The organism is Bradyrhizobium sp. USDA 336 (assembly GCF_044908355.1).
Classification (GTDB): Bacteria; Pseudomonadota; Alphaproteobacteria; order Rhizobiales; family Xanthobacteraceae; genus Bradyrhizobium; species Bradyrhizobium yuanmingense.
The window spans coordinates 1,471,274-1,496,572 of the sequence record NZ_JBIYDC010000002.1 but is presented as its reverse complement, the minus strand read 5'-3'; the positions used below and the strand labels follow the sequence as shown (position 1 = coordinate 1,496,572).

General features: G+C 65.1%; 25 protein-coding genes. 4 read left to right on the top strand and 21 right to left on the bottom strand.

Translation table 11 applies throughout. The annotated features are described in order from the left end of the window. Positions 1 to 33: 33 nt before the first annotated feature. The gene (gene yajC / locus ABIA45_RS07935) at positions 34 to 402 is read right to left on the bottom strand and encodes a preprotein translocase subunit YajC (protein WP_036012751.1); all 369 of its coding nucleotides are present in this window, start codon (positions 400 to 402) and stop codon (positions 34 to 36) included. Positions 403 to 584: 182 nt separating this feature from the next. Here yajC and ABIA45_RS07930 point away from each other — a divergent pair, with 182 nt between their 5' ends. Then, positions 585 to 1,565 carry an ATP-binding protein gene (locus ABIA45_RS07930; protein ID WP_271537849.1) on the top strand — a complete coding sequence of 327 codons (981 nt, stop codon included), beginning with the start codon at positions 585 to 587 and terminating at the stop codon, positions 1,563 to 1,565. Between the two features lie 176 nt (positions 1,566 to 1,741). On the opposite strand, the gene ABIA45_RS07925 is transcribed toward ABIA45_RS07930, so the two are convergent. Further along, positions 1,742 to 3,124, bottom strand: coding sequence for a peptidoglycan DD-metalloendopeptidase family protein (locus ABIA45_RS07925; protein ID WP_404651620.1), 1,383 nt, complete (start codon positions 3,122 to 3,124; stop codon positions 1,742 to 1,744). 109 nt (positions 3,125 to 3,233) lie between these two features. Next, complete coding sequence (locus ABIA45_RS07920) at positions 3,234 to 3,884, bottom strand: protein-L-isoaspartate(D-aspartate) O-methyltransferase (protein ID WP_157286090.1); 651 nt, start codon at positions 3,882 to 3,884, stop codon at positions 3,234 to 3,236. 230 nt (positions 3,885 to 4,114) lie between these two features. On the opposite strand from ABIA45_RS07920, the gene ABIA45_RS07915 reads away from it, so the two are divergent. Continuing rightward, positions 4,115 to 4,486, top strand: coding sequence for a response regulator (locus tag ABIA45_RS07915; RefSeq protein WP_157286091.1), 372 nt, complete (start codon positions 4,115 to 4,117; stop codon positions 4,484 to 4,486). A gap of 3 nt (positions 4,487 to 4,489) precedes the next feature. Here ABIA45_RS07915 and surE read toward each other — a convergent pair whose 3' ends face one another. From surE to ABIA45_RS07855, 12 genes are all read right to left on the bottom strand, one after another. Next, positions 4,490 to 5,257 (bottom strand): 5'/3'-nucleotidase SurE, encoded by a 768-nt coding sequence (gene surE, locus ABIA45_RS07910; RefSeq protein ID WP_404651619.1) that lies wholly within the window; start codon positions 5,255 to 5,257, stop codon positions 4,490 to 4,492. A gap of 111 nt (positions 5,258 to 5,368) precedes the next feature. Further along, the gene (locus tag ABIA45_RS07905; RefSeq protein ID WP_157286092.1) at positions 5,369 to 5,731 is read right to left on the bottom strand and encodes a hypothetical protein; all 363 of its coding nucleotides are present in this window, start codon (positions 5,729 to 5,731) and stop codon (positions 5,369 to 5,371) included. Positions 5,732 to 5,850: 119 nt separating this feature from the next. Further along, positions 5,851 to 7,182, bottom strand: coding sequence for a serine--tRNA ligase (gene serS, locus ABIA45_RS07900; RefSeq protein ID WP_404651617.1), 1,332 nt, complete (start codon positions 7,180 to 7,182; stop codon positions 5,851 to 5,853). Between the two features lie 137 nt (positions 7,183 to 7,319). Continuing rightward, positions 7,320 to 8,132 (bottom strand): twin-arginine translocase subunit TatC, encoded by an 813-nt coding sequence (gene tatC, locus ABIA45_RS07895; protein ID WP_157286094.1) that lies wholly within the window; start codon positions 8,130 to 8,132, stop codon positions 7,320 to 7,322. Next, positions 8,129 to 8,623 (bottom strand): Sec-independent protein translocase protein TatB, encoded by a 495-nt coding sequence (gene tatB / locus ABIA45_RS07890; protein ID WP_404651615.1) that lies wholly within the window; start codon positions 8,621 to 8,623, stop codon positions 8,129 to 8,131. Before tatB ends, tatC begins: the two co-directional genes overlap by 4 nt. An 89-nt stretch (positions 8,624 to 8,712) precedes the next feature. Then, positions 8,713 to 8,946 (bottom strand): twin-arginine translocase TatA/TatE family subunit, encoded by a 234-nt coding sequence (locus ABIA45_RS07885; protein ID WP_036012762.1) that lies wholly within the window; start codon positions 8,944 to 8,946, stop codon positions 8,713 to 8,715. A 164-nt stretch (positions 8,947 to 9,110) separates the two neighbouring features. Continuing rightward, complete coding sequence (gene scpB, locus ABIA45_RS07880) at positions 9,111 to 9,866, bottom strand: SMC-Scp complex subunit ScpB (protein ID WP_271537830.1); 756 nt, start codon at positions 9,864 to 9,866, stop codon at positions 9,111 to 9,113. A gap of 21 nt (positions 9,867 to 9,887) precedes the next feature. After that, positions 9,888 to 10,727 (bottom strand): ScpA family protein, encoded by an 840-nt coding sequence (locus ABIA45_RS07875; protein ID WP_036012765.1) that lies wholly within the window; start codon positions 10,725 to 10,727, stop codon positions 9,888 to 9,890. Beyond that, positions 10,724 to 11,752, bottom strand: coding sequence for a beta-N-acetylhexosaminidase (gene nagZ / locus ABIA45_RS07870; protein WP_404651612.1), 1,029 nt, complete (start codon positions 11,750 to 11,752; stop codon positions 10,724 to 10,726). Before nagZ ends, ABIA45_RS07875 begins: the two co-directional genes overlap by 4 nt. A 46-nt stretch (positions 11,753 to 11,798) precedes the next feature. Then, on the bottom strand, positions 11,799 to 13,343 hold the full coding sequence (locus tag ABIA45_RS07865; protein ID WP_404651610.1) for an SPOR domain-containing protein: 1,545 nt from the start codon (positions 13,341 to 13,343) through the stop codon (positions 11,799 to 11,801). 140 nt (positions 13,344 to 13,483) lie between these two features. Next, the gene (gene argS, locus ABIA45_RS07860) at positions 13,484 to 15,274 is read right to left on the bottom strand and encodes an arginine--tRNA ligase (RefSeq protein WP_404651608.1); all 1,791 of its coding nucleotides are present in this window, start codon (positions 15,272 to 15,274) and stop codon (positions 13,484 to 13,486) included. A gap of 9 nt (positions 15,275 to 15,283) precedes the next feature. Beyond that, positions 15,284 to 16,492: a deoxyguanosinetriphosphate triphosphohydrolase gene (locus ABIA45_RS07855; protein ID WP_271537822.1), complete on the bottom strand. Its 1,209-nt coding sequence runs from the start codon at positions 16,490 to 16,492 to the stop codon at positions 15,284 to 15,286. Between the two features lie 110 nt (positions 16,493 to 16,602). Between ABIA45_RS07855 and erpA the strand changes: the two genes are divergently transcribed. After that, the gene (erpA, locus tag ABIA45_RS07850; RefSeq protein ID WP_024342679.1) at positions 16,603 to 16,932 is read left to right on the top strand and encodes an iron-sulfur cluster insertion protein ErpA; all 330 of its coding nucleotides are present in this window, start codon (positions 16,603 to 16,605) and stop codon (positions 16,930 to 16,932) included. Between the two features lie 5 nt (positions 16,933 to 16,937). Here the strand turns inward: erpA and ABIA45_RS07845 are convergent, their stop codons facing one another. Next, positions 16,938 to 19,247, bottom strand: coding sequence for an ATP-binding protein (locus ABIA45_RS07845; RefSeq protein WP_404651606.1), 2,310 nt, complete (start codon positions 19,245 to 19,247; stop codon positions 16,938 to 16,940). 154 nt (positions 19,248 to 19,401) lie between these two features. Here ABIA45_RS07845 and xth point away from each other — a divergent pair, with 154 nt between their 5' ends. Beyond that, a complete protein-coding gene (gene xth / locus ABIA45_RS07840; RefSeq protein WP_036028256.1) occupies positions 19,402 to 20,199 on the top strand; it encodes an exodeoxyribonuclease III in 798 nt (265 codons plus the stop codon). Positions 20,200 to 20,214: 15 nt separating this feature from the next. Here the strand turns inward: xth and ABIA45_RS07835 are convergent, their stop codons facing one another. From ABIA45_RS07835 to ABIA45_RS07815, 5 genes are all read right to left on the bottom strand, one after another. Then, the gene (locus ABIA45_RS07835) at positions 20,215 to 21,042 is read right to left on the bottom strand and encodes a tetratricopeptide repeat protein (RefSeq protein ID WP_157286102.1); all 828 of its coding nucleotides are present in this window, start codon (positions 21,040 to 21,042) and stop codon (positions 20,215 to 20,217) included. Continuing rightward, positions 21,029 to 22,750: a dihydroxy-acid dehydratase gene (ilvD, locus tag ABIA45_RS07830; protein ID WP_404540953.1), complete on the bottom strand. Its 1,722-nt coding sequence runs from the start codon at positions 22,748 to 22,750 to the stop codon at positions 21,029 to 21,031. The genes ABIA45_RS07835 and ilvD overlap by 14 nt, the downstream gene beginning before the upstream one ends. A gap of 1,511 nt (positions 22,751 to 24,261) precedes the next feature. After that, complete coding sequence (locus tag ABIA45_RS07825) at positions 24,262 to 24,519, bottom strand: hypothetical protein (RefSeq protein WP_271537812.1); 258 nt, start codon at positions 24,517 to 24,519, stop codon at positions 24,262 to 24,264. Between the two features lie 121 nt (positions 24,520 to 24,640). Next, positions 24,641 to 24,853 carry a hypothetical protein gene (locus ABIA45_RS07820; RefSeq protein WP_036044357.1) on the bottom strand — a complete coding sequence of 71 codons (213 nt, stop codon included), beginning with the start codon at positions 24,851 to 24,853 and terminating at the stop codon, positions 24,641 to 24,643. 150 nt (positions 24,854 to 25,003) lie between these two features. After that, the gene (locus ABIA45_RS07815) at positions 25,004 to 25,180 is read right to left on the bottom strand and encodes a hypothetical protein (protein WP_167361664.1); all 177 of its coding nucleotides are present in this window, start codon (positions 25,178 to 25,180) and stop codon (positions 25,004 to 25,006) included. Positions 25,181 to 25,299: the final 119 nt, after the last annotated feature.

The following is a 25,299-nucleotide window of genomic DNA, read 5'->3' as shown; positions in this document are numbered from 1 at the left end:
AGATCAGGAGACTTGAGACTCGCGGTGAAGCTCTCACTTCGCCGCGGTGTCGTCCTTGGCGCTCTCTTTTGCGCTTTCCTTGGCCGGCTCGCCCTTGGCACGAACGCCCGAGATCATCTGGCGCATCTGCCGCACGCGCACGCCGTCGGAAATCTCGAACTCGATCTGGTCGTCGTCGACCACCTTGGTAACCTTGCCGACGAGACCTCCCGAGGTCACGATGGTGTCGCCGCGGCGGATATTCTTCACGAGCTCGGCGTGGTCGCGGACCTTCTTCTGCTGCGGGCGCAGAATCAGGAAGTACATGATCACGAAGATCAGGGCGAACGGCAGCAGCGACATCAACATGCTGTTGGTGTCGCCAGCGGCCGCGGCCTGGGCATACGCAGGGGTAATCAGCATTCGGACGATCCTCGTGAGAACGGGGGAAAGCCGGTCAGGCCCTCGAAGGCGACCGGTTCGGTCAAATTCGCGCGGACTATAGCGGCCATTGCCCCAATTGCAACGCTGCCAGACAGCCCTTTTGGGCCACCTTGCGGCGGCCCGTGAGGCCCGATAAGGCTGCGTTCTCAGGAACTTCGGACATGCCCAAAAACCATAGCAAAAGCCCGGCCGGCAAAGGCCCCCGCACCCCTGCCAACAAGCCCACCCGTGTCGCGGCAAAACGCCCCACGGCGGCGGTCACCAAGGCAGAGCCAGACCCCGCGCAGGAGCGCATCGTCCGTGCCCTGGAGACCATTGCGGCGCACCTCTCCGCCCAAGGCAAGCCGGCGGTCGAGGCCGAGTCGTTCAAGCGGGCGGACGCCTATGTCTGGCATCCCGACGGACGCCTCTCGGCGGTGCCGCGCGTGAGCCGCGTCGAGCTGTTCCTGCTCAAGGGCGTCGACCGGATGCGCGACATCCTGATGGAGAACACCGAGCGCTTCGCCAACGGCCTGCCTGCCAACAACGCCCTGCTCTGGGGCGCACGCGGCATGGGCAAGTCGTCACTGGTGAAGGCAGCGCATGCCAGCATCAACGCGGAGCGCAAATCGGCCGACAAGCTCAAGCTGATCGAGATCCACCGTGAGGACATCGAGAGCCTGCCGGCCCTGATGGAGCAGCTGCGGGCCTCTTCCTTCCGTTTCATCGTGTTCTGCGACGACCTCTCCTTCGACGGCAACGATGCCTCCTACAAGTCGCTCAAGGCGGTGCTCGAAGGCGGCATCGAGGGCCGGCCAGAGAACGTCGTCCTCTACGCCACCTCCAACCGGCGCCATCTGCTGGCGCGGGAGATGATCGAGAACGAGCGCTCGACCGCGATCAATCCGGGCGAAGCGGTGGAGGAGAAGGTCTCGCTGTCGGATCGCTTCGGCCTCTGGCTCGGCTTCCACCGCTGTAGCCAGGACGAATATCTCGCCATGGTGAGCGGCTATTGCAGCCATTTCGGCATCGGGATCGACGACGAGGCGCTCGAGCGCGAGGCGCTGGAATGGTCGACGACACGCGGCTCGCGCTCGGGCCGCGTTGCCTGGCAGTTCGTGCAGGAGCTGGCGGGACGGCTGGGTGTGAAGCTGACGGCGTAGTAGCGCGAGCTGTTACCCCGAATTCAACTGTCATCGCCCGCCTTGTGCGCGCTTGCGCACTGGAGCGGGCGATCCGGTATTCCAGAGACCGTTGTGATCGATCGAGAGGCTGCGGCGTACTGGGTCGCCCGGTCGAGCCGGGCGACGACACTGTTCGTGCGGAGGCTACGTAAGTCTCACGCCCCGTTGAGGAATTGAAGCGGGTCAACCGGGCTCGATCCCTTGCGGATCTCGAAGTGGAGCTGCGGCGACGCCACTTCCCCGGATTGACCCGACTTGGCAATGACCTGGCCGCGCTTGATGGTATCGCCGCGCTTCACCAACAGCTCACTCGCATGGGCATATGCGGTGACGTAGCCGTTGGAGTGCCGAACCAGAACCAGATTGCCGTAACCCTTCAGCTCGTTGCCGGAATAGGCGACGACGCCATCTTCGGCCGCCTTGACCGGCGTCCCCTCGGGCACCGCCAGATTGATGCCGTCATTGGACTTGCCATTGGTCTTGGCACCGTAGCTCGTGACCACCTTGCCGCGGACGGGCCAGCGGAAGGTCGGCAGCGCGCCGGTGGCCTCCGCAGCCTTCGCCGGCGTCTCGGCAGCCTTCTCTTCCACATTGCTCGTGGCCTGGGCGAGCCGCGCGCTCTGCACGGGCGCAGCGGCCGTGGCCACCTTGGTCACGGGCGCCGGAGCTGCCGCGACGGGCTGGAGCGTTCCGGCCACCGGTGCAGCCGCGATCGGAGCCGCAGCGACCGCCGCGACGGCGGCTGTCTTGGCACCGGGCACGGTCAGCTTGGTGCCGAGCTTCAGCTTTGCCGACGGATCGAGGCCGTTGGCACGGGCGAGCTCTGCCGCCGAGATGCGGTTCTTGCGCGCGATGCTGGCGAGCGTGTCGCCGCGGTTGACGAAGTGCGTGCTCGGCGGTGCCGCGACGGCAGCAACCGGCTTCGCCGCAGGCACTGCCGCGACCGGGGCCATCGCGGGCGCCGGTGCAGCTGCCGTCGCCGGCGACGGAATGATCAGCTGCTGGCCGGGCGAGAGCGCCCGCGGACCCTTGTAGCCGTTGGCGGCAAGGATCGCCTGCGGCGTGACGCGATAGCGCTTGGCGAGCACGTCGAGCGTGTCGCTGGTACCGACGATGATCTTGGTTCCGCCGGCCGGCTGGGCGGCCGCGACCGACCGCGGCGGGACGGTGGCCGTGGTCTCCAGGTGCGGTTGCGCCGGGGGCGCATATGAGCTGACGCCGCGTCCGCCACCGGACACCCCGCCCCCGGAGGCAACGGGATAGGACTGCGGGGCAGACACCGTGGGCGGAGGCAAAGCCTGCGACTGGTAGTAACCGGGCTGCGTCTGCGGCCGCGCATATTGCGGCAGCTCACGCTGCGGCGGCGGTGGCTGCTGCACCGAACCGGTCTGCTCGGAGGCGAAAGGATTGGAGAAGTTCGTCTGGGACAGCCGCGACGACATGTCGGCGCTGCACCCTGCAAAGCTGAAGGAGATCAGCGCCAGCACCGCGACCTGCGGCACGCGGCGCGAGTAAAGCAACTCGGCGACAGCGGACATGGTTACTCACTCGTACGCAACAGAACTGGTGTTTTAAGTAAACACGCGCCGAGTAAATAACGGCTTAACCCTCACAATAAGATGTTGGCGGCACTGCCGATCCGGGATTCTACAGCTCCCGCGCCACCCCGGGCAGTGCCGGCACGAAGCGGACCTCGACGAGTTCCTTGCGCTCGATTCCGGTTTCGCTGCGGGCCAGGCGGGTCAGCGTCTGCACGCCCTGATGCGGGCCGACCGGGGCGATCAGGATGCCCCCGACCTCCAGCCGCTCGACCAGGTTCTCCGGTATCTGCTCCATCGCGGCGGTGACGATGATGCGGTCAAACGGGCCGATGTTGGGAGGCAGATTGAGACCGTCACCGAGCATCACCTCAACATTGTGACAATCGAGCTTCTCAAGCCGGGCGCGTGCCGTGTCGGCGAGCTTGCGATAGCGCTCGACGGTCAGCACCTGGCCGGCCAGCCGCGACAGCACGGCGGCCTGGTAGCCGGAGCCGGTGCCGATTTCGAGCACCCGGTGCTGCTTCTGGAGCTGGAGCTGCTCGGTCATGTAGGCGACGACGAAGGGCTGGCTGATGGTCTGCCCGCAGGCGATCGGCAGCGCGCTGTCACGATAGGCGCCCTCGCGATCGGCCTCGTCGACGAAAAGCTCGCGCGGCACCTCTTCCATGGTCCGGAGCACGGCCTGATCGCTGATGCCCCGACGCCTCAGGGTGAGCTGAAACATCATCTTTTCCGGCGGGTGCTGGTGGGGCGTCATTGCTGCTATTGCTCATCTCGTCCGGGCGGATCGCGGCACTGCACCGCAAGAACCCGAGACGAGAATCTTGTTCCGGCTCAGGAACTCATGATAGCGTTTCAGTGCAGCATTTGACCACAACAAGGCTTTCAAAGCGCTAAGCCATTTGCGGGATTTGCGTTCGCCGAAACGCGCATTGCGTCGCTTATCGTTATCTGCGAACGTTTACGGGAATGGGCAAGGACTCAACCATGACTGCGACAGGGCTTTCGGGCCGCTCTGTTTTCCTCGTCGAGGACGAGGTCATGATCAGAATGATGGTTGCGGACATGCTGGAGGAGCTCGGCTACAGGGTTGCCGCCGAAGCGGGCGACATCAATGAGGCCATGCGGCTTGCGCAATCCACCGAGTTCGATCTCGCCATTCTCGACGTCAACGTCAACGGCAAGGTCATCTCGCCGGTCGCCGATGTCATCATGGCCAAGGGCTGCCCGTTCATCTTCGCTACCGGTTACGGCTCCTCCGGCTTGCCCGAGCAATATCGCGACCGGCCGGCGCTCCAGAAGCCGTTTCAGCTCGACGCGCTCGGCAAGACCATCGAGGCCGCGCTTCGCGGCAGCTAACCCTTATTTCAGGGTGAGGCCAAGCGCTTCCGAAAACGCCTCGTCGGTGCGGTCGAGCCTGAGCGGGGTGACCGAGACGTAGCGCTCGCGCAGCGCCGCGAGATCGGTGCCGTCGGCGGGCGTGTCGAGCATCGCGGTCCGCTCGAATCCGATCCAGAAATAAGGATTGCCGCGGCCGTCCCGGCGCTCGTCGATCCTGAGGAAGCCGAGATTGCGCTTGCCTTGCCGCGTGACGCGGATGCCCAGCACATCCTCCGGCGCGCAGGATGGGAAGTTGATGTTGATGACGGTGTCCTTCGGAACGCCGGCGGCGATCACCTTGCGCAAGATATCCGGCCCGAATTTGCGGGCCGTCTCCCACGGCGGCCGTTCGCGGGTCTCGACGCTGAACTCCTGCGACAATGCGAATGACGGCAACCCCAGGATGGTGCCTTCCAATGCGCCGGCAATGGTGCCGGAATAGACCACGTCCTCGGCGACGTTGCGGCCCTTATTGACGCCGGACAGCACGACATCGGGCAGCTTGGCTCCCAGAATATGGCGCGCTCCCATGATGACGCAGTCGGTCGGCGTGCCGCGCACGGCGAAGTGCCGTGGGCCGACCTCGCGCAGACGCAAGGGATCGTTCAGCGACAGCGAGTGCGACACGCCGGACTGGTCGAGCTCGGGCGCCACCACCCAGACATCATCGGTCAAAACGCGCGCAATCTCCTCCACGACCTCAAGGCCGGGAGCGTGGATGCCGTCGTCATTGGTGCAGAGAATGCGCATGCGGAAGGTTCGATTCCTGAAAGCGGGTCTGAGCCGTCTTATCCGGCCAGCGCCGATCAGGCAAACCGGACGATTGCGGCGGGCCGGCGGCTGGTTCCCTGGCTGGTCCCGCTAGCGGCGAACGCGCCATTGCGGCAGGAAGCGCGCAAGCCGGCCTTCTGCACGCAGTTGCATCGCCGGCACGACCGGGTTCACGACGGAAGCCTCGATGACGCCGAGCGCCTTCAGCTGCGCGACGAACGGATCGGACGTCGGCTCCTGCGGAAAGCGTTCGCGTGCCACGCTCAGCGCCTTGTCGAAATCCGCAGCATTGACCCCGGGCTTGGCCCGCCGGCTCTGCACGAGATCGTCGTCCCAGAGCCGCGCGATCTCGATGTCGAGAACGCCGCGGAGGCGCTGATCGATGGCCTGGATCCCGGCCCCCGTCACCGCCCATTGTCTGCCGACCCAGAAGATGTCGCGGTGCAAGGCCATGAACGGAGGGTTCGCGTGGACGGGCCGGCAGGATAGCGGGCCGCCCGATCTTCGCAACGCGATTCTCGTCATGCCGCGTTTTCGGACGCGAACCGGTGTCCACTTCGCGGGAAAACGCTTTAGTCGCGCGCGATCACCTTCAGCCCGCCCATATAGGGCTGGAGCACGTCCGGAACCGCGATCGAGCCGTCCTCCTGCTGATAGGTTTCCATCACGGCGATCAGCGCGCGGCCGACGGCGGTGCCGGAGCCGTTCAGCGTGTGCACGAAGCGCGGCTTGCCGTCGGGCCCGCGCGAGCGCGCATCCATGCGCCGTGCCTGGAAGTCGCCGCAGACCGAGCAGCTCGAGATCTCGCGGAACGCCCCGCCCTCGCCCTGCCCGGGCATCCAGACCTCGATGTCGTAGGTTTTTTGCGCCGAGAAGCCTATATCTCCTGCGCAGAGCGTCATCACACGGTAATGCAGGTCGAGCTTCTGCAGCACCTGCTCGGCGCAGGACAGCATCCGCTCCAGCTCGTCCCTGCTGGTCTCAGGCGTCGTGATCGAGACCAGCTCGACCTTGGTGAACTGGTGCTGGCGGATCATGCCGCGGGTGTCGCGCCCCGCCGCACCCGCCTCGGCGCGGAAGCATGGCGTCAGCGCGGTCAGCCGCATCGGCAATTGCTTCTCATCGAGGATGGATTCGCGGGCGAGATTGGTGAGCGACACTTCGGCGGTGGGGATCAGACCGAGGCGCTCGGTCTTCAGCCGCTCATGGTCCGGCGAGGCGAGCAGCTCGCCCTTGATCGCCCAGAACTGATCGTCCTCGAATTTCGGCAATTGTCCGGTGCCGAACATCACCTCGTTGCGCACCAAGAGCGGCGGATTGATCTCGGTGTAGCCATGCTCGGTGGTGTGCAGATCGAGCATGAACTGGCCGATGGCACGCTCGAGCCGCGCCAGCCCCTTCTTCAGTACAACGAAACGCGCGCCGGAGAGCTTTGCCGCCGCTTCGAAATCCATGTAGCCGAGAGCGGTGCCGAGATCGTCATGCAGCTTCGGCGCGAATGCGTAGTTGCGCTTGTTGCCGTACACGTGGTGCTGCACGTTGCCGTGCTCGTCGACGCCGTCGGGCACGTCGTCGAACGGGATGTTCGGGATCGCGGCCAGCTCTTTGTTCAGCTCATCGTCGGCGGCTTTCGCCGCCGCTTCGAGCTCCGGCATCGTGGTCTTGAGCTCGGCGACCTCGGCCATCAGCTTGGCCGCACGCGCCTCGTCCTTGGCCTTCTTGGCATCGCCGATTTCCTTCGAAGCTGCATTGCGCCGCGCCTGCGCCTGCTCGGAGGCCAGGATCGCCGCACGCCGCTTCTCGTCGATCGCGAGCAGCGAGGCCGACATCGGCGTCAAGCCACGCCTCGCGAGGCCGGCGTCGAAGGCTTGCGGATTGTCGCGGATCGCTTTGATGTCGTGCATGGCTGTCTTCCCGTCATGGCCGGGCTTGTCCCGCCCATCCACGTATCTGCCGCCTTAGATCAAGTCGTGGATGCCCGGGTCAAGCCCGGGCATGACGAATCATGGGCTGGACAACGACATGATAGTGCGAAAGTGCCCTACTCCGCCGGATTGGCCGGCGTCGACACGTCAGTGCCGGTGGCAGCCTGTGCGGCGGCCGCTTTCCTCTCCACCATCGCCACCGCGAGGATCGAGCCCTCGTAGAGCGCCATCAGCGGAAACGCGAGGGAGCACTGGCTGAGCACGTCGGGCGGCGTCAGCACGGCTGCGATCACGAAGGCCATGACGATGAAGTAGCGGCGCTTCTCGCGCAACATTGTCGAGCTGACGATGCCGATCCGCCCGAGCAGCGTCAGGATCACCGGCAATTGGAAGGCGATGCCGAAGGCAAAGATCAGCGACATCATCAGCGACAGATATTCGCCGACCTTGGGCAACAGCTGGATCTGCGCAGTTTCGTCGCCGCCGGACTGCTGCATGCCGAGCGAGAAGCGCACCAGCATCGGCAGCACGACGAAATAGACCAGCGCCGCGCCCAGGACGAAGAAGAACGGCGTCGCGACCAGATACGGCAGGAACGCCTGCTTCTCGTGCTTGTAGAGCCCGGGCGCGACGAACTTGTAGATCTGCGTCGCCACGATCGGGAACGAGATGAAGCCGGCGCCGAACAGCGCGAGCTTGAGCTGGGTGATGAAATATTCGAGCAGCGCCGTGTAGATGAATTTCGAGTTCTCCGGACCCGCAATCCACACGAACGGCCAGACAAGGACGTTGTAGATCTGCTTGGCGAAGAAGAAGCAGAAGATGAACGCAATGCCGAAGCCGAGCAGCGCCTTGATCAGCCGCGAGCGCAGCTCGATCAAATGGTCCATCAGCGGGGCTTTGCTGGCCTCGATATCGGCGTCGGTCATGACGCTTTGGCGTCCTTGATCGCTTCGGATGGCGCGGTGTCCTGCGCAACCTTTGCCTGTTCGACCTCACGGGTGATCGCGAGCGGCTCGTCCGCGGCCGCATGCGCTTCGGCTTCCATGAAGGTCGACGGCGTCGGGGTCTCCGGTGTCGTGGGCGTGACGGGCGGATCGACGGCGATGGCCGCCGGCGTCTCGGCCGGCTTGTCCAGCGCATCGATGCGAAGCGCGTCGCTCACGTCCTTCTGGAGCGAGCTCATCGGATTGAAACCCGTGGCGGCTTCCTTGACCTCGTCGAAGCTTTTCTTGAGGTCGGCCATCTCGGCCTCACGCATCGCCTCCTGGAACTGGCCTTGGAATTCGGCCGCCATCTTGCGCGCCTTGCCCATCCACTGCCCGACCATGCGCAGCACGCCCGGCAGCTCTTTCGGGCCGATGGCGATCAGGGCCACGACCCCGATGAGGACCAGTTCACTCCACCCGATGTCGAACATGAGGTCTTCCGTTCACGCGAAGCCGGAGCCGGCCCATCCCTTGCGCGCAGGATCGGGCCGCTACCCGCGTCTCGCGTGCTTCTTCCGGCTCAGACGGCCTTGCTGCCGACGTCGGACCGTGTCGCGGTCGGCGCAGCATTGTGCTCGATCGACTTCGCCGGCTCGGGCTTCTCGGCAGCCTTGTCGTCGTCCTGCATGCCCTTCTTGAACGCCTTGATGCCCTGAGCCACGTCGCCCATCAGATCCGAAATCTTGCCGCGGCCGAACAGCAGCAGGACCACTGCGATCACCAAGATCCAGTGCCAAATGCTGAGTGAACCCATCCTGCAACCCTCCAAACGCGCATGGCCGGGGACCCGGCCGATCTCACCGAAACCTAGGCTTGGCAGGCCTCAAAAACAAGGACCAAGGCAGCGCCAATTCGCTGTCGGCGCTACGCAATCTTGCTAGTGTTAACTGGTCGCAGGGCCCGTAATTCGCCGGTACGTCAGTCCTCGGCGCCGCCTTCGCTGCCACCCTCATTGCCGCCTTCTGGCGGGCTCTCAGGCTCGACCGCAGGCGCAAGGGCGAGATCGAGGTCATCGCCCGGTTCCAGCGGATCCTCGTCCTCACGCAGCGCCGGATCGTCCGACGGCGTCGGCACGCTGAACCCGGTGGGCAGGCGCGAATCCAACAGGCCCGTCCCCTTCAGCTCTTCCAGGCCCGGCAGGTCGCCGAGCTGTTCCAAGGTGAACTGCGACAGGAACTCCTCGGTGGTTCCGAAGGTCAAGGGCCGGCCCGGCGTCTTGCGCCGGCCGCGCGGCTTGATCCAGCCGGTCTCCAGCAGCACGTCGAGCGTGCCCTTTGACGTGACGACGCCGCGGATCTCCTCGATCTCGGCCCGCGTCACCGGCTGGTGATAGGCGATGATCGCGAGCACCTCGATTGCGGCCCGCGACAGGCGGCGGGTCTCGGTGCTCTCCCGCGTCATCAGCCAGGCCAGATCGCCCGCGGTGCGGAACGTCCATTTGTTGGCGACGCGAACGAGATTGACGCCGCGCGAGGCATAATCGGCTTGCAATTGCTCGAGCGCAGTCTTGACGTCGACGCCCTCGGGCATGCGCTTGGCCAGCGTCGCGGTGTCCAGCGGTTCATTCGAGGCGAACAGCAGCGCCTCCAGCAGCCGCAACTCCTCAGGACGCGCCTGGGATTCGTTCTCCATCGGCTCGGCCTCTTCTACCCGCACTTCAGCCAGGCTTGCCATGGCAGATTCTCCTTCTTGCACTTAAGCGACCGGCGCATCAGGCGCAGGAGCTGCGTCCGGGACCGGTTTTGGGCGCCCCTTCCGGAAATAGATCGGCGCAAACGCTTCCTTCTGATTCAGCTCGAGCTGACCTTCGCGCACCAGTTCGAGCGCGGCGGCAAAGCTTGAGGCGAACACCGTCGCGCGCTGCGTCGGGTCGGCGACATGCCGGATCAGGAAGTCGTCGAGAACACCCCAATCGTCCTGCTCGGTGATGCTGCCGACCAGCCGCTCCAGCGTGGCGCGCGCTTCGGCGAGAGACCACACCGTGCGCTTGGCCAGATGCACGCTCGCCAGTACGCGCGACTGGCGTTGCGCGGCATAGGCGGTGAGCAAATCATAGAGCGTGGCCGTGTACTTCGGGTGCTTGATCTCGGCGATGTGCTCGGGCTCGCCACGCGCGAAGATGTCGCGCTGCAATTGCGGCCTGTTCATCAGCCGGTTGGCGGCTTCGCGAATGGCTTCCAGGCGGCGCAGCCGGTTGGCGAGCGCCGTCGCCATCTGCTCGGCGCTCGGGCCTTCCGCGCTCGGCGGCTCCGGCAGCAGCAGGCGCGACTTCAGGAAGGCAAGCCATGCGGCCATCACCAGATAGTCCGCGGCGAGCTCCAGCCGGATCTTTCGCGCGGCTTCGATGAAATGGAGGTACTGGTCGGCGAGCGCGAGGATCGAAATCTTGGCGAGATCGACCTTCTGCTGCCGCGCCAGCGCGAGCAACAAATCGAGCGGGCCCTCATAGCCCTCGACGTCCACCACCAACGCCGGCTCACCCTCGGCGAGCTCTGCGGGCCGCCCGGTTTCGAACGATAGGATTTCTGCAGTCATGCCGATGCCGTGTTTGCCCGTGCGATCAATGCATCCAGTTCGGCGCGTGCGGCCACGCGGTCGAACGGCTGCGGCGGCTTGCGTGCGGCGAGCGCGGCGTTCGCCCGCTCCAACGCCCCACCGGCCAGTTCAGGTGTCTCGCCGGCGACGTTGCGCATCTCCTCGATGTTGCCGTTGCAATGCAGGGCCACGTCGCAGCCGGCCGCGAAGATCGCGCGAGTCCGCTCGGCGATATTCCCCGACAGCGCGTTCATCGACACGTCATCACTCATTAACAAACCCTGGAACCCGATTGCGCCGCGAATCACGTCAGCAATCATTGTCGCAGATGTCGTCGCCGGATGGGCGGGGTCGAAGGCGCTAAACACAACATGTGCAGTCATGGCCATCGGCAGATCAGCCAGCGGCTTGAATGCGGCGAAATCGGTCCGCTCCAGCTCGTCCCGGGGCGTGTCGACGGTCGGCAGCTTGAAATGGGTGTCGGCGGTGGCGCGGCCATGCCCGGGAATATGCTTGAGCACCGGCAGCACGCCGCCCTGCTCCAGGCCCTCGGTGACGGCGCGGGCGATCGCCGCGACCTTGCCCGGTTCGGTGCCGTAGGCCCGGTTACCGATGACCGCATCGGCGCCCGGCACCGGCACATCCGCCAAGGGCAGGCAATCCACGGTAATGCCGAGATCGGCGAGATCGGCTGCGATCAGGCGGGCACTGAGGCGCGCCGCGGTGAGCCCGAGGGCCGAATCAGTGTCGTACAAATTCGCGAATACGGCCCCCGGCGGATAAACCGGCCAGTGTGGCGGCCCCAGCCGCTGCACCCGTCCCCCCTCCTGGTCGATCAGGACCGGCGCGTCGGGGGCCTTCGCGACCGAACGCAATTCCGCAACCAATGCAGCAACTTGAGCCGGTGTCGCGACATTGCGCTTGAACAGGATGAAGCCCCATGGGCGTTCGGCACGGATAAACTCCCGCTCGGCGGCGGTCAGTTCCGTTCCGGATACGCCGGTAATGAAGGCCCGCGTGCTCATAACGGCCGATTAACCCTGCCCCGCGAGGGGGTCAAGGAAACGGCCGTTAATTCCTCTGGACGAAGCAGGCAGACAGGCCTGCGGACTTCAGATTGTTGCAGGCCTGCGTCGCTTCCTCGGCCGAACCGTAGGGGCCGGCGAAGGCGCGGTAGACGACTCCCTTGCCCTTGTCGGTGAGGTCGACACGCTTGATGACGGGCGAACGGGAACCGAGCACGCTGCCGTATTTGCTCTGAAGCACCCGGTAGGATGCGGCGGCGCTATCCTCGCTCTGCTGCGAGGAGACTTGCACGATGTAGCCGCCACCGCTGCTGGTCGGCGCGATCTGCGTCGGGTTGGTCGCAGCCATCCGCTGCGGCGGCTCGGCCGCCGGGGACGATTGCGGCGCCAGCGACATCGGCTGGTTGGCGCTGGCATTGGCCGAGGTCGGCGGATTGCGCGGCGCGGCGGGCGCAACCGGCGCGGCAACAGGCTTCGGCGCCGCGGGCGGCGGCTTGGCGGCGGCCGATTGCGGCACGGCGCTATCGGTCTGATCGCCCTTCACCGCAACGGTCCTGATCGCGCGCGGCGAATTGTTCGGCAGCGTGCCGTTGCTCGGGCTCGGGCCCGCGCTCGGCGGCGGCACGGTGGATGGCGACACGCTCGCGACCGAGGGCGGGTTCGCATTCTGGTTCAGCGGCGGGAACACCACGCGCGGCCCGCCCGCCTTGGCGTTGACGTCGACGGGCGCCTCCTCGCGCGGCACGATCTTTTCAGTGCCGTCACCGCTGACCATGCGGTCCGGCACCTTGGCCGCGGAGTCCGTCGGCGCCGGCACGATCTTGGTCGGCGTGTTGTCGGCCTTGATGATCGGCGGCTCGCCGCTGCGAGGCGAGCCGATATAGGTCTTGTAAGCGAATGCAGCACCGGTGCCGAGCACGGCAAGCGCCAGGATCGCCGCGACCGTCATCATGCCGCCGCGCTGCTTCTTCGGCTCCTCGACCTCTTCCTCGGGATAGTCGCTTTGGTAGGCGTAAGGGTCGTCGGGATAGGCCGGCTCGCGCTGATAGTCCTGCTCGCTCGTCTCCAGCCGACCATAGAGCGCATCGTCGTAGCGCGACGGATCGGGCTGCGCATACGGTTCCTGATAGGACTGCTCCTGGTAGGCCTGACCATGCTGCTGATAGGCCTGCTCCGGATGAGCCTGATCTTGATAGGAGTCCTGGTAGGCCTGCGGCTGATGAACGACAGGCTCGGGCGCGGCGGGCTTGGCCGCGTAGCGATGCAGCGGATGAACCGGGCTTACGGTGACCGGATAGTCAGGCTCGGGCGCGGGTGCCGGCTGCGGTTGTACGTTGGCACGCCGCATCCATGACGGCGGCGACGGTGCCTGCTCCGCGTAGTCCTGCTGATCATCGAGCTGGCGGTAATCGTGGTCCTGATAGCTATGGGCGGGCGCCGCCGGCGGACGCGACTGCGCTGCAAACGGATCGGTCTGCCCGATCAGACGGGCGAGCTCGGCCAAGGGATCGCTATCCGCCTTCCCATGCTGGTCGCCGCCGCGACCATAGTCATCGGAAGGAAACGGTCTGTCCTGATATCGTTCGGCCATCGTGATGATGCGTCCCTTCGGGAAAGCCGCGCGCCCCTCGACCAAGGCACGGCTTTCGACCCACAAGGCTTTCAACCAAGTCTAAGCGATCCGGCTTCTGCCGGTTACCCCCGAATTCCCCTTAAGTAGTTCGCCCCAAACTACCGCATCTCGTCCGGGGCATGGACGCCGAGGATGGCGAGGCCCGATGCCAGGACCGAGACGACGCCCTGGACCATTGCCAATCGCGCCTTTGTAAGATCTGCATCATTATTGATAATGAAGCGTAAATAGGGCAAATCGCGCCCTTTCGTCCAAAGTGCATGAAATTCGCTGGCTAAATCATAGAGATAAAAGGCAATTCGGTGCGGCTCATGGGCCGCGGCGGCAGCTTCTAGCATGCGCGGATAAATTGCGAGGCGCTTAAGAAGATCGAGCTCTACTGGGTCCGACAACCGTTCCACCGCCGACTCAGCGAGCCATGCGATCCGCGCGCCGGCATCCTCTGGGAGTTCCGGGAACACCTCGGCGCGGGCATTGCGGAAGATCGAGTGACCGCGGGCATGGCCGTACTGGACGTAGAACACCGGGTTGTCCCGCGACTGTTCCATGACCTTGGCGAGATCGAAATCGAGCACCGCGTCGTTCTTCCGGTACAGCATCATGAAGCGGACGGCGTCCTGGCCGACCTCATCCACCACTTCACGCAAGGTGACGAAGTCCCCGCTTCGCTTGGACATCTTCACCGGCTCGCCGTTGCGCAAGAGCTTCACGAGCTGGACGATCTTGACGTCCAGCGATCCCTTAGCCGACGTCGTCGCCTTCACCGCGGCCTGCATGCGCTTGATGTATCCGCCGTGATCGGCGCCCCAGACGTCGATCATCTCGGCAAAGCCGCGGTCGAACTTGTCCTTGTGATAGGCGATGTCGGAGGCGAAATAGGTATAGGAATTATCCGACTTGATCAGCGGACGATCGACGTCGTCACCATAGGCGGTCGCCCTGAACAGCAACTGCTCGCGGTCTTCCCAATCCTCGACCGGCGCGCCCTTCGGCGGCGGCAGGCGGCCTTCGTAGATGTCGCCTTTGGCCTTCAGGAAGTCGATGGTCTCGGCAACCTTGTTGTTGCCGGTCTCGATCAGGGAGCGCTCGGAGAAGAACACGTCGTGGCGGATGTTGAGGGCGGCGAGATCGTCCTTGATCTCGTCCATCATCATCGCGATCGCCTTGGCGCGCACGGTCGGCAGCCACTGGGCCTCGCTCATCGCGAGCAGCTTGTCGCCATGCTCCGTCGCCAGCGCCTGCCCGACCGGCTTGAGGTAGTCGCCGGGATAGAGCCCTTCCGGGATCGCGCCAATATCCTCGCCGAGCGCTTCGCGATACCTCAGGAAGGCTGAGCGCGCGAGCACGTCGACCTGGGCTCCGGCGTCATTGATGTAATATTCGCGCGTGACATCGTGGCCGGCGAACTGGAGCAGGCTCGCCAGCGCGTCGCCGAACACGGCGCCGCGGCAATGGCCGACATGCATCGGCCCGGTCGGATTGGCCGAGACGTATTCGACATTGACCTTGGCGGCGCCCCGGATGCGGCCGTATTCGGCACCCTCGCGCAGCACCGTGCGCAGCGCCTCGGCCCAGGCGGCGGGCTTCAGAGTCAGATTGATGAAGCCGGGACCGGCGACATCGACCTTGGCGATCAGCGCGTCGGAACGCAGCCGTTCGGCAATCTGCTCGGCGAGATCGCGCGGCTTTGCCTTTGCCTCTTTCGCAAGCACCATGGCGGCGTTGGTCGCCATGTCGCCATGGGAGGTATCGCGCGGCGGCTCGACGACGACGCGGGAGAAATCGATGCCCTCGGGCCAGCTGGAATCCGCCGCAAGCGCGCGGCAGGCGCCGTGCACGCGTGCGAGCACGTCGGCGAACAGATGCAGCGATGAGGATGTCTGGGGCATGGCCGCCGCCTAACGCAAATCCGGGGTCGAGTCAAAGAGCCGCTGGTGCTCGGTCAGGGCGAAGCGGTCAGTCATTCCGGCAATGAAATTGCCGATCCGGCGGGCCCGGTCGCCCTCGTCGTCCGCCTCAGCCCCCAGCAGCCATTCCGGCGGCAGCTCGCTGGGGGATTTCAGGTATTTCGCGAACAGGTCAAACAGGATCTGCTCGGCCTCGCCCATCACCCGCATCACCCGCGCGTGGCGATACATGTGCTGGTACAGGAAGCGTTTGATGGCGGCCTCTTCCTCCGCCACCTCGGCGGGAAACGCGACCAGCGCCCGGCTCTGCCGCCGGACATCCTGGGCCGATTGCGGCTTCACGGCCGCGAGGTTCTTCTCTGTCTCCGCAAACACCGCTCCGATCAGGTGCGAGATCAGCTCCCGCACCAGCTCGGCACCGCGCCGGACGTCTTCAAGATCGGGATAATGCGCCGCAGTCTCGGCGATGATCTCGGCCGTCAGCGGCATCACCTTGAGATCGTCGAGCTGGAACAGGCCGGCGCGCAGACCGTCATCAATGTCATGGGCGTCATAGGCGATGTCGTCGGCGATCGCGGCGACCTGCGCCTCCAGCGAGGCGAAGCTCCACAATTCGAGATCGTAGGTCTTGACGTAGTCGGCGATCCCGACGGGAACGCCATGCTCGCGGTAGCGCCCGACCGGGGCGCCGCTGCGATCGGTCAGCGGCCCGTTGTGCTTGACGATGCCTTCCAGCGATTCCCAGGTGAGGTTGAGCCCGTCGAACTCGGGATAGCGGTGCTCGAGCGAAGCCACGACGCGCAGCGTCTGGGCATTGTGGTCGAACCCCCCGAACTGCTTCAGGCAAGCATCCAGCGCCCGCTCCCCCGCGTGCCCGAACGGCGGATGACCGAGGTCGTGGGCCAAGGCCAATGTTTCGGTGAGATCCTCGTCGAGCCCGAGCTGGCGGGCCAGCGCGCGGGCGATCTGGGCCACCTCCAACGAATGGGTCAGCCGGGTGCGGTAGTGGTCGCCCTCGTGGAACACGAACACCTGGGTCTTGTACTTCAGGCGTCGGAACGCGGTGGAATGGATCACCCGGTCGCAATCGCGCCGGAACGGGCTGCGGGTCCGGCTCGGGGGCTCGGCGACCAACCGGCCGCGGCTGCGATCGGGGTCGCAGGCATAGGGCGCTCGGGGGGCTGCCATTCCGACGGACACGGCGAATTTAGTCCCTATCCATTTGATTCTGCGTATGGTGGCACTTAACTATGTCGGGTGCGGGATACCAAATGAATTGGGTATGACGCCGGGACTATCGGAGACCAGCAATGACGACTGCCGTGACCATCAGCGACCGGGCCGCACGCCGGATTGGGGAGATCCTCAAGGGTGAAGGTTCTGGCGCGATGCTGCGCATCTCCGTCGAGGGCGGCGGCTGCTCCGGCTTCCAGTACAAGTTCGACATCGACCGTGCCCGCACCGACGACGATCTCGTGATCGAGCAGGACAATGCGGTGGTGCTGGTCGATTCCGCCTCCCAGCCGTTCCTGGCGGGGTCGCAGGTCGATTTCGTCGATGACCTGATCGGCGCCTCGTTCCGCGTCAACAATCCCAACGCCACCGCGTCCTGCGGCTGCGGGACGAGCTTCTCGGTCTAGCGCGCCTACGCGCCCGTTATCTGCCTTTCCTCGTCCGTCCAGGCCACCTCGGTCGGCATCAATGCCGGCTGAAGCGGCGCGTCCGCCGACATGACGTAACCATCCAGCGCCCGCAGGAGCGCTCCGACCAGCGCCGGCTTTCGCAGCGGCTTGGCCAGGAAGTCCGACATGCCGGCTTCGCGGCAGATCTTGATGTCCTCGGGGAAGGCATTGGCGGTCAGCGCGATGATCGGCAAGGCTTCGAAGCGCTCGCCTTGCGCGCGGATCGCCCGGGTGGCGGCGAGCCCGTCCATGTCGGGCATGCGCACGTCCATCAGCACGACGTCGTAATTGCCTTCGCAGGCTGCTGCGACGGCTTCGGTCCCGTCGGTGACGACACGCAGCTCGATGTCGAATGCCCCCAGCATCTTGCTCACGACCATGCGGTTGACCGCATCGTCCTCCGCGACCAGCACCTTCAACGGCCGGTCGAGACCGGCGATCCGGGCCTTGAGCTCGTCGGCTTCGTCGCGGCCGCCAGCCTGATCGGACGCCTGCGCCTGGCTCCAGGGCAGGACCAGCGTGAAGCGGAAGGTCGAGCCCTTTCCCGGCGTCGAGATGACGCCGATCGTGCCGCCCATCTGCTCGATGATCCGCCTGCTGATGGCAAGGCCGAGGCCAGTGCCGCCGAAGCGGCGGCTGATCGAGGCATCGGCCTGGGCGAAATCGCTGAACAGCAGACCGAGCTTGTCGGGCGCGATACCGATGCCGCTGTCAGTCACCGTCCATTCGACGGTCGCCAGCAGGTCGCGCCGCGCCTGGCAGGTCGCCGATATCGTCACCTCGCCTTCGTCGGTGAACTTCACAGCGTTGGAGGCGAGATTGAGCAGCACCTGGCGGATGCGCGCGACGTCGCCGCGGAGCGTCGGCGGCAGGTTCGGATCGAGCTCGACCTTAACCGTGAGCCCCTTGCTCTTGGCGCTGGCGCGCACCACGGTCGCAACCGTCTCGACCAGCGCTTGCGGCGCGAAGTCGATCGCCTCGAACTGGAAGCGGCCAGCTTCCAGCTTGGAGAGGTCGAGAATGTCGTTGAGGATGCGCTGGAGGTTGTCGCCGGACTCGCGGATCGTGGTGACGGCCTCGCGCTGCTCCGGATCGAGCCTGGTTTCGAGGAGCATGCTGGCAAGACCGAGCACGCCGTTCATGGGCGTGCGGATCTCGTGGCTCATCACCGCCAGGAAGTCGGACTTGGCGCGGCTTTCGGCCTCGGCCCTTTCCGCGCGCCAGCGTTCGGTGACGTCGCGTCCGAAGCCGCGATAACCGAGGAAATGACCGTCACGATCATGGGCCGGCTTCGCCGTCAGCGACCACAGCCGGGCCTCGCCGCCTGCGACGACCTTGAGATTCATCTCGTGCAGCGGCTCGGCCTGCTCCATCAGGCCGACGATGTTGTAGGCCGCTGACTTGTCCTCGGGGCAGAGCATGTCGAGCACGTCGGCGAACTGCGCGCCTTTCAGCAGCGGAAGCGGCAGCTGCGCGACGTCCGCGAAGCGCTCGGGCACGTCGACGAGGCGTCCCTCGGCATCGGTCTGCCAGAGCCAGTCGCTGGCGTTCTCCTGAAAATCCTTCAGCAGCAGCGAGATGATCTCCGTCTGGCGCTCGAGCTCGAGCTGGGCCTTGAGATTGCCGAGGAAGAGGTTGCCCTGGGAGACGATGTTACGCGCCATGAAGAATGCGAACAGCAGCAGGAACACGGCGGTCACCAGATATGGGCCGGTGCCGCACAGGAGCAGCGCGCCGGCGCAGGCAATCGTCATGGTCGCGAGATAGACGAGGCCCGCGCGCGGGAAGGTCGAGAGCGTGAAGGCGCCGCCCGACATCATGCCGACCATCAGGCAGGCCAGGATCAATTGGCTGGTCGGCTCGATGCGGCTGAACAGAGCGAGCGGCAGCGCGCCCCAGATCGCGGCGAGAAAAAATGCCTGCCGCAGCGTCTGCCGCGCCGCGCGGGGCGAAGCCTCCTGCGGCGGGTTCTGATGCGACTTGTGCCACGCGCGCACCGCGAGCGAGGCGGTCGCGGCGAGCGTCAGGCCCCAGATCGCGAGGAAGTCGTTCCAGCCCCTGCCCCAGAACAGGATCAGCACGATGGCGACGTTCAGCATCGTCACCGCCATCGTCACGGGGATCAGCTGGGTCACCGCGTCGATCTGATTGGCGCGGATGCGGCGGATCTCGCGCTCGCTGAGATCGGCGGTCAGACCGTCCTCGATCTCGAAGCCGCCGAGCCAATACAGGAACGCGCCGATCAGGCCGTCACGCGGCTGAGTTCGATTCATCGCCTTGTCCGGCCATCCATCCGAGGAACCTCTTGACGATCAATGGCCTGCGGCCTGCTTAAGCCGGGTTAATTTTGTGGGAGATTTTGCGGACGGCTTGACGGGCGCGTTTGCATTTTGTTCTAACCAAGACCCCCTGCCCGGAGCCCTCCCAATGCCCATCAGAGTAGCCACCTGGAACGTGAACTCGGTCCGGCAGCGGATCGATCTGCTCCTGACCTGGCTGAAGGAGTGCCAGCCGGACATCGTCTGCCTGCAGGAGATCAAGTGCGTCGACGAGGCCTTTCCGCGGCTCGAGATCGAGGCGCTCGGCTACAACGTGGTGACGCACGGGCAGAAGACGTTCAACGGCGTCGCCCTGCTCTCCAAGCTCAGGTTCGACGAGACCAAGTCGGGCCTCGCCGGCGACGACGAGGATAGCCATGCCCGCTTCCTCGAAGGCGTGGTGACGCTCAAGCGAGGCGTGCTGCGCATCGCCTGCCTCTATCTGCCCAACGGCAATCCGGTCGGGACCGATAAATATCCCTACAAGCTCAAATGGATGTCGCGGCTTCTTGATTATTCGAAGGAGCGACTCAAGGAGGAGGTCCCGCTGATCCTGGCCGGCGATTTCAACGTCATCCCGCATGCCCGCGACGTGCACAATCCGGCCGCCTGGACCGAGGACGCGCTGTTCAAGACGGAGACGCGGGAGAGCTTCCAGTCCCTGCTCGGCCTCGGCCTCAGCGACGCCTTGCGCGCCGTCACCGACGAGGGCGGGCTCTACACGTTCTGGGACTACCAGGCCGGGGCCTGGCAGAAGAACCAGGGGCTGCGGATCGACCACCTGCTGCTGTCGCCGCAGGCCAGCGACAAGCTCGCCAATGTCGGCATCGACAGCTATGTGCGCGGCTGGGAGAAGCCGTCGGACCACGTGCCGGTGTGGGCGGATCTGGATCTCGAGGCGGCTTAAGGCCGCCTCAGCCGATCACTCCCGACGCCCCTGCACCCATTGCTCCAGCATTTGCAGGGCCATAGCGCGGTCGTCGTCGGAGGCCTTGGCGAAGGCGCGGTTGTAGCTTTCCTTGATCCAGACCTCGTCGGCACCGGCGCTGTCGCGCGCCAGCGTCAGCCACATCAGGCCGCGCGCGGCCTGCCGCGGCAGGCGGTCGCCGTTGAACAGCATCTGGCCGAGCAAGGCCTGGGCCTGGTGCTGGCCCTTCTGCGCGGCGAGGCCAAGCCAGCGCGCGCCATAGCGGTAGTCCTCGCGCGAGGCGTCCGGGGTCTTCAGGTACAGACGGGCGAGGTCGTATTGCGCGTCCGCGTTGCCGAAATAGGATGCGGCATAGGAGAACATCTCGCGGGCGCGGTCCGGGTCGGCCTTGACCTTCGAATTCGGGATGCCGGCCAGATAGTAGCGGCCGAGCGCGACGAAGGCGTTGGCCACGATCTGCGCCTGCGGCGCCGACGGGCTGTCCTCGGCATGCGCATTGGCGATCCGGCTGAAATATTCGAAGGCCCGCAGGTCGTCCTGGGCGACGCCGTCGCCGTTGGCGTACATGCGGCCGAGCTTCCACTGCGCGATGGGGTGGCCGCCCTCGGCGGCATATTGCAGCGCGCTGAGCGAGGTCTCCTGGGTTGCGACCTGCGGCGGAACCTTGGTGCGCACCGCACCCGCAGCGCCGGGCAAGGTCGTCACGACCGGGATTGTCGCATCCTTGGGATTGACCGGCGAACCGTCGAAGGCGAACGCCGGCACGGCCAGCGCAGCCGCCCCCAACACAAACGCAACTGTGGCACGCCTAAATGTCCGCATAGCACTGTTTCTCGTGCGCGCCGCCCGGATGGGTCACTGCCCCCCCGATCGCCGGTCCAACCTGCTGAGCATATTTCCAGAGCGCACCCGACGTGTGGTTAGTCGCGCGGGCGCTCCATTTGGTTCTGCGCTGGGCGAGCTCGGCGTCGCTCAATTTTACGTTAAGGGTACCGGCCACCGCGTCGATTTCGATGACGTCGCCGTCCTCGAGCAGCCCGATCGGGCCGCCGACCGCCGCCTCCGGCCCGACATGGCCGATGCAGAAGCCGCGGGTGGCACCGGAAAAGCGACCGTCGGTGATGAGCGCGATCTTGCCGCCCATGCCCTGGCCGGTCAGCGCTGCCGTGGTCTGGAGCATTTCCCGCATGCCGGGACCGCCCTTCGGCCCCTCGTAGCGGATCACGATGACTTCGCCTTCGCGGTAGGTGCGGTTCTGGACCGCCTCGAACGCGTCCTCCTCACGGTCGAAGCACCTGGCTGGACCGGTAAACCTGAGGTTGGACATTCCCGCGACTTTCACGATCGCACCTTCTGGCGCCAAATTGCCCTTCAGGCCGACCACACCGCCTGTCACGGTGATGGGCTTGTCTGCCGGGTGCACCACGTCCTGGTGCGGATTCCATTTCACGCTCTTGAGGTTTTCAGCGATCGTGCGGCCTGTGACGGTAAGGCAATCACCGTGCAGGAAGCCGTTGTCGAGCAGCGTCTTCATCAGAAGCGGTATGCCACCTACTTCAAACATGTCTTTGGCGACATAACGGCCACCCGGCTTCAAATCCGCGACATATGGTGTCTTTTTGAAGATTTCAGCGACGTCGAACAGGTCGAATTTGATGCCGACCTCGTGCGCGATCGCAGGCAGGTGCAGCGCAGCATTGGTCGAGCCACCGGACGCGGCGACCACGGCGGCCGCATTCTCCAACGCCTTGCGGGTAACGATGTCGCGCGGCCGGATGTTCTGGGCGATCAGGTCCATCACCTTCTCGCCCGCGGTCATGCAGAAGGCGTCGCGGATTTCGTAGGGCGCCGGAGCACCGGCCGAGTACGGCAGCGCCAGCCCGATCGCCTCGGAGACGGTCGCCATGGTATTGGCGGTGAACTGCGCGCCGCAGGCGCCGGCCGAGGGACAGGCGACGCGCTCGATCTCGTCGAGGTCCTCGTCCGACATGGCGCCGACCGAATGCTTGCCGACCGCCTCGAACATGTCCTGCACGGTGACCTGCTGCCCACGGAAATTGCCGGGCAGGATCGAGCCGCCATAGATGAAGATCGAGGGCACGTTGAGGCGGACCATCGCCATCATCATGCCCGGCAGCGACTTGTCGCAGCCGGCGAGCCCGACGAGCGCGTCATAGGCATGGCCGCGCACGGTCAGTTCAACCGAATCGGCGATGCATTCGCGCGACGGCAGCGAGGAGCGCATGCCGTCATGACCCATGGCGATGCCATCGGTCACGGTGATGGTGCAGAATTCGCGCGGCGTGCCGCCGGCGGACGCGACGCCCTTCTTCACCGCCTGCGCCTGACGCATCAGCGCGATGTTGCAGGGAGCAGCTTCGTTCCAGCACGAGGCGACGCCGACGAAGGGCTGGTGGATCTGCTCGGTGGTCAGACCCATGGCGTAGAAGTAGGACCGATGCGGCGCGCGCGCAGGGCCTTCCGTCACGTGACGGCTCGGCAGCCTTTGCTTGTTGATCTTCGCGCCCATCGCAACCAGCTTCCCCTGCCAACCCTTTCAGACCCGAAAAATCAGAGCCAAGATTTGAATCGACCTTGGGATTTTCTCGTCGCCTTCGAAGACCGCCACTGCCCTTAAAACATTAGAGCGATTTTATTCATGTTCGGGTGTGGCCAAAAAGCGGCGGCGATGCGAACCGCCGGTGATGAGGATTAAATCCGATGTGGGTGTTGCACAGGCAGCACAATCGTTACCGGGAAGACACGGGCTTCCTTACGTGGATACCTCGCTAGAATGACGATCCACAACCTGAGATCTTTCGGAAGGCACAGAACATCCGCTCTGGACGACAGGCGGCATACCGGAAGTGAGTCGACGGCGGCCCCACGCGAAGCGATGCACATCGCTCGTGTCCCGGACAAGCTGCAACGCGGGGCGTTGCGGCGCAGAGCCGGGACCCAGGGTGACATGGTACGGCGCAGATTGATGGGCCCCGGCTCGGCAGCGCATCGTCGAACCGGACGATGCTTCGCATCGCCGGGGGGACGCTGCGCGTCCAGGGCACGAGAGAGTGTAGCGCTCGCTCTCTCCTCCTCGTCGTTGCGAGGAGCCCTTGCGACGAAGCAATCCAGAATCCCGCCGCGGAAAGATTCTGGATTGCTTCCGCCTTCGCCAAAGGCTTCGGCGGACAAGTCGCTGCGCTCGCAATGACGGAGTGTGAGGCGACGCTGCGTTCTCCAAGTAACACTTGTCATTCCCCGCGAAGGCAAGGAATCCAGCACGCCGCGCCCCCTCGTTTCAATCACTGGCGTCTCGGCGTACTGGATCGCCCGCCTTCGCGGGCGATGACAGCGAGTGTGGAGGTGCAGACATGCCTTCGCATTCTCGCGGCTGATTTCGCCCGAGCTTTGCTTGGTCACTTCACCCTCTTTTCCAAGAGGGCGCAGGGAAGGCCGGGTGCCGGCGGCACCCGCGGTCCGCTGCGCGAAAAGCACGCAGGAAGAACCGCACAGCAGCATACAGGTGAAGCCCAACACACGGCCTTCCCTGCGCGATGGTCGGACGGCTTATGCCGCGCTCTCCCGGGAGCCGAGTTCCCTCTGGCCTCCCTCACTCCCGCGAAAGTCACCGGCACCGCGCCGGTTGACGCCAATGCCGCATTCGCCAGAGCTTGACCGTAGCAACGACGGCCAGGACCACACGGTTTTGCCGTACGCGCGGTTCGTTGGCGCCGCAGGGTTCGACGGCGTTGTGCACGTTGCCATCGAAATGCCGGCGCGACGAACCTGACAGCGCCGCTCGTCCGTACGAAGCTTAGGGGCTCACGGAGAGCAATCCGCCCTGCCCTCAGCTCTCGTACACGACGCTGCCGCGTCCACCGCAAGCCCGGCTCGCGACAATGACGACCTCATGATCGCCCCTCGAGATTGAGCCGGGATGGGCGACACATACGTCATTTCCGAATTTCGGTAAAGCGGAATATTTTTATGCGGGCAGATTGACAGAGAAGCGAAACACCGACGAGACGACGACGCCGAACATCAGGACCGCCCGCGCGAGCGTTGCGCCTGGGCCCAGGCGACAGCGACATCGCGTGGCGGGGCATCCACGCGCTTGATGGGGGTCAATTCGCCGGAGGCCGAGACGATCGCCGTTTCTTCGCGGCGGCAACGCGTGCAGACGAAGCGGACCTCGTGCGGCGACGCCGACCAGTTCGACCGTTTCACATTGGCCGCCATCGGCCAGGCATCGCAATGCGAGCACGACACCAGAAATCGACCGGGATCGAGCATACCCATTCCATTGGACTCCGCGTCCTGCCGCCTCCTTCAATGATCAATCCATGTAAATCGTTCCGGTGCTCCAGCACCGCCGGCATTGGCTCGAGGGCCCTACCGGTTCCGCGCATCCGCAAAGTGCTCAGCGAGCGCCCTTGAGGGTGCAGGAGGTCGTGCAGGTGACCGTCGTGCCGCGGTCGCACGTTTTGCAGGCGCTGACGCACTGGTTCATGTCGCGTGGATTGTAGCTGTAGTTGCGCAACGGACAGGCCGGCGTCGTCGAGCCGGTGATGTCCTGCTCCTGATCGCAGGCCGCCGTCATGAGCGCGAATATGATCACTGCAACGAGGCGCATGGGATTGCCTGTCAGACATGGCAAATCACACTCACGAGGCGCGCTGCATTGCAGCGAACCCCGGCCTTCCCACCAACGAGTGTCGCCGACCGGCGGTGCTCGCTTGCTCCAAGGATGCGCGCCAAACGTTAAGAACGGATTTCAGCCGGCTCAGGCCGCAGCCGTCGTCGCGATCGCCTGCCGGATATCGACGGCCAGCTGACGGTACTGTTCCCCGAGCTTCAAATAGAACTCGCGCTTGCTGCTGTCGGTGGCGAGCTTGGCGATCAGCTCGCATTCGGCGGTGAGCGTCTCGAACCGTTCCAGCCTGTCTTCGAGATGTGTCATCGGCGTGTCCCCATCAGACGCCTCATGGACATCCAACCTAAGCCCGGGAAATAGGTCACGGCGAACATCGTTATGGAGTAGCATCTTTTTTCCGGCGCGGCGTGCCCGACCGCAAAGCA

Excerpts from the sequence above, each read along its gene's own strand:
- yajC (WP_036012751.1), bottom strand. The coding sequence starts at position 402 with ATGCTGATTACCCCTGCGTATGCCCAGGCCGCGGCCGCTGGCGACACC.
- ABIA45_RS07930 (WP_271537849.1), top strand. The coding sequence starts at position 585 with ATGCCCAAAAACCATAGCAAAAGCCCGGCCGGCAAAGGCCCCCGCACC.
- ABIA45_RS07925 (WP_404651620.1), bottom strand. The coding sequence starts at position 3,124 with ATGTCCGCTGTCGCCGAGTTGCTTTACTCGCGCCGCGTGCCGCAGGTC.
- ABIA45_RS07920 (WP_157286090.1), bottom strand. The coding sequence starts at position 3,884 with ATGACGCCCCACCAGCACCCGCCGGAAAAGATGATGTTTCAGCTCACC.
- ABIA45_RS07915 (WP_157286091.1), top strand. The coding sequence starts at position 4,115 with ATGACTGCGACAGGGCTTTCGGGCCGCTCTGTTTTCCTCGTCGAGGAC.
- surE (WP_404651619.1), bottom strand. The coding sequence starts at position 5,257 with ATGCGCATTCTCTGCACCAATGACGACGGCATCCACGCTCCCGGCCTT.
- ABIA45_RS07905 (WP_157286092.1), bottom strand. The coding sequence starts at position 5,731 with ATGGCCTTGCACCGCGACATCTTCTGGGTCGGCAGACAATGGGCGGTG.
- serS (WP_404651617.1), bottom strand. The coding sequence starts at position 7,182 with ATGCACGACATCAAAGCGATCCGCGACAATCCGCAAGCCTTCGACGCC.
- tatC (WP_157286094.1), bottom strand. The coding sequence starts at position 8,132 with ATGACCGACGCCGATATCGAGGCCAGCAAAGCCCCGCTGATGGACCAT.
- tatB (WP_404651615.1), bottom strand. The coding sequence starts at position 8,623 with ATGTTCGACATCGGGTGGAGTGAACTGGTCCTCATCGGGGTCGTGGCC.
- ABIA45_RS07885 (WP_036012762.1), bottom strand. The coding sequence starts at position 8,946 with ATGGGTTCACTCAGCATTTGGCACTGGATCTTGGTGATCGCAGTGGTC.
- scpB (WP_271537830.1), bottom strand. The coding sequence starts at position 9,866 with ATGGCAAGCCTGGCTGAAGTGCGGGTAGAAGAGGCCGAGCCGATGGAG.
- ABIA45_RS07875 (WP_036012765.1), bottom strand. The coding sequence starts at position 10,727 with ATGACTGCAGAAATCCTATCGTTCGAAACCGGGCGGCCCGCAGAGCTC.
- nagZ (WP_404651612.1), bottom strand. The coding sequence starts at position 11,752 with ATGAGCACGCGGGCCTTCATTACCGGCGTATCCGGAACGGAACTGACC.
- ABIA45_RS07865 (WP_404651610.1), bottom strand. The coding sequence starts at position 13,343 with ATGGCCGAACGATATCAGGACAGACCGTTTCCTTCCGATGACTATGGT.
- argS (WP_404651608.1), bottom strand. The coding sequence starts at position 15,274 with ATGCCCCAGACATCCTCATCGCTGCATCTGTTCGCCGACGTGCTCGCA.
- erpA (WP_024342679.1), top strand. The coding sequence starts at position 16,603 with ATGACGACTGCCGTGACCATCAGCGACCGGGCCGCACGCCGGATTGGG.
- ABIA45_RS07845 (WP_404651606.1), bottom strand. The coding sequence starts at position 19,247 with ATGAATCGAACTCAGCCGCGTGACGGCCTGATCGGCGCGTTCCTGTAT.
- xth (WP_036028256.1), top strand. The coding sequence starts at position 19,402 with ATGCCCATCAGAGTAGCCACCTGGAACGTGAACTCGGTCCGGCAGCGG.
- ABIA45_RS07835 (WP_157286102.1), bottom strand. The coding sequence starts at position 21,042 with ATGCGGACATTTAGGCGTGCCACAGTTGCGTTTGTGTTGGGGGCGGCT.
- ilvD (WP_404540953.1), bottom strand. The coding sequence starts at position 22,750 with ATGGGCGCGAAGATCAACAAGCAAAGGCTGCCGAGCCGTCACGTGACG.
- ABIA45_RS07825 (WP_271537812.1), bottom strand. The coding sequence starts at position 24,519 with ATGGGTATGCTCGATCCCGGTCGATTTCTGGTGTCGTGCTCGCATTGC.
- ABIA45_RS07820 (WP_036044357.1), bottom strand. The coding sequence starts at position 24,853 with ATGCGCCTCGTTGCAGTGATCATATTCGCGCTCATGACGGCGGCCTGC.
- ABIA45_RS07815 (WP_167361664.1), bottom strand. The coding sequence starts at position 25,180 with ATGACACATCTCGAAGACAGGCTGGAACGGTTCGAGACGCTCACCGCC.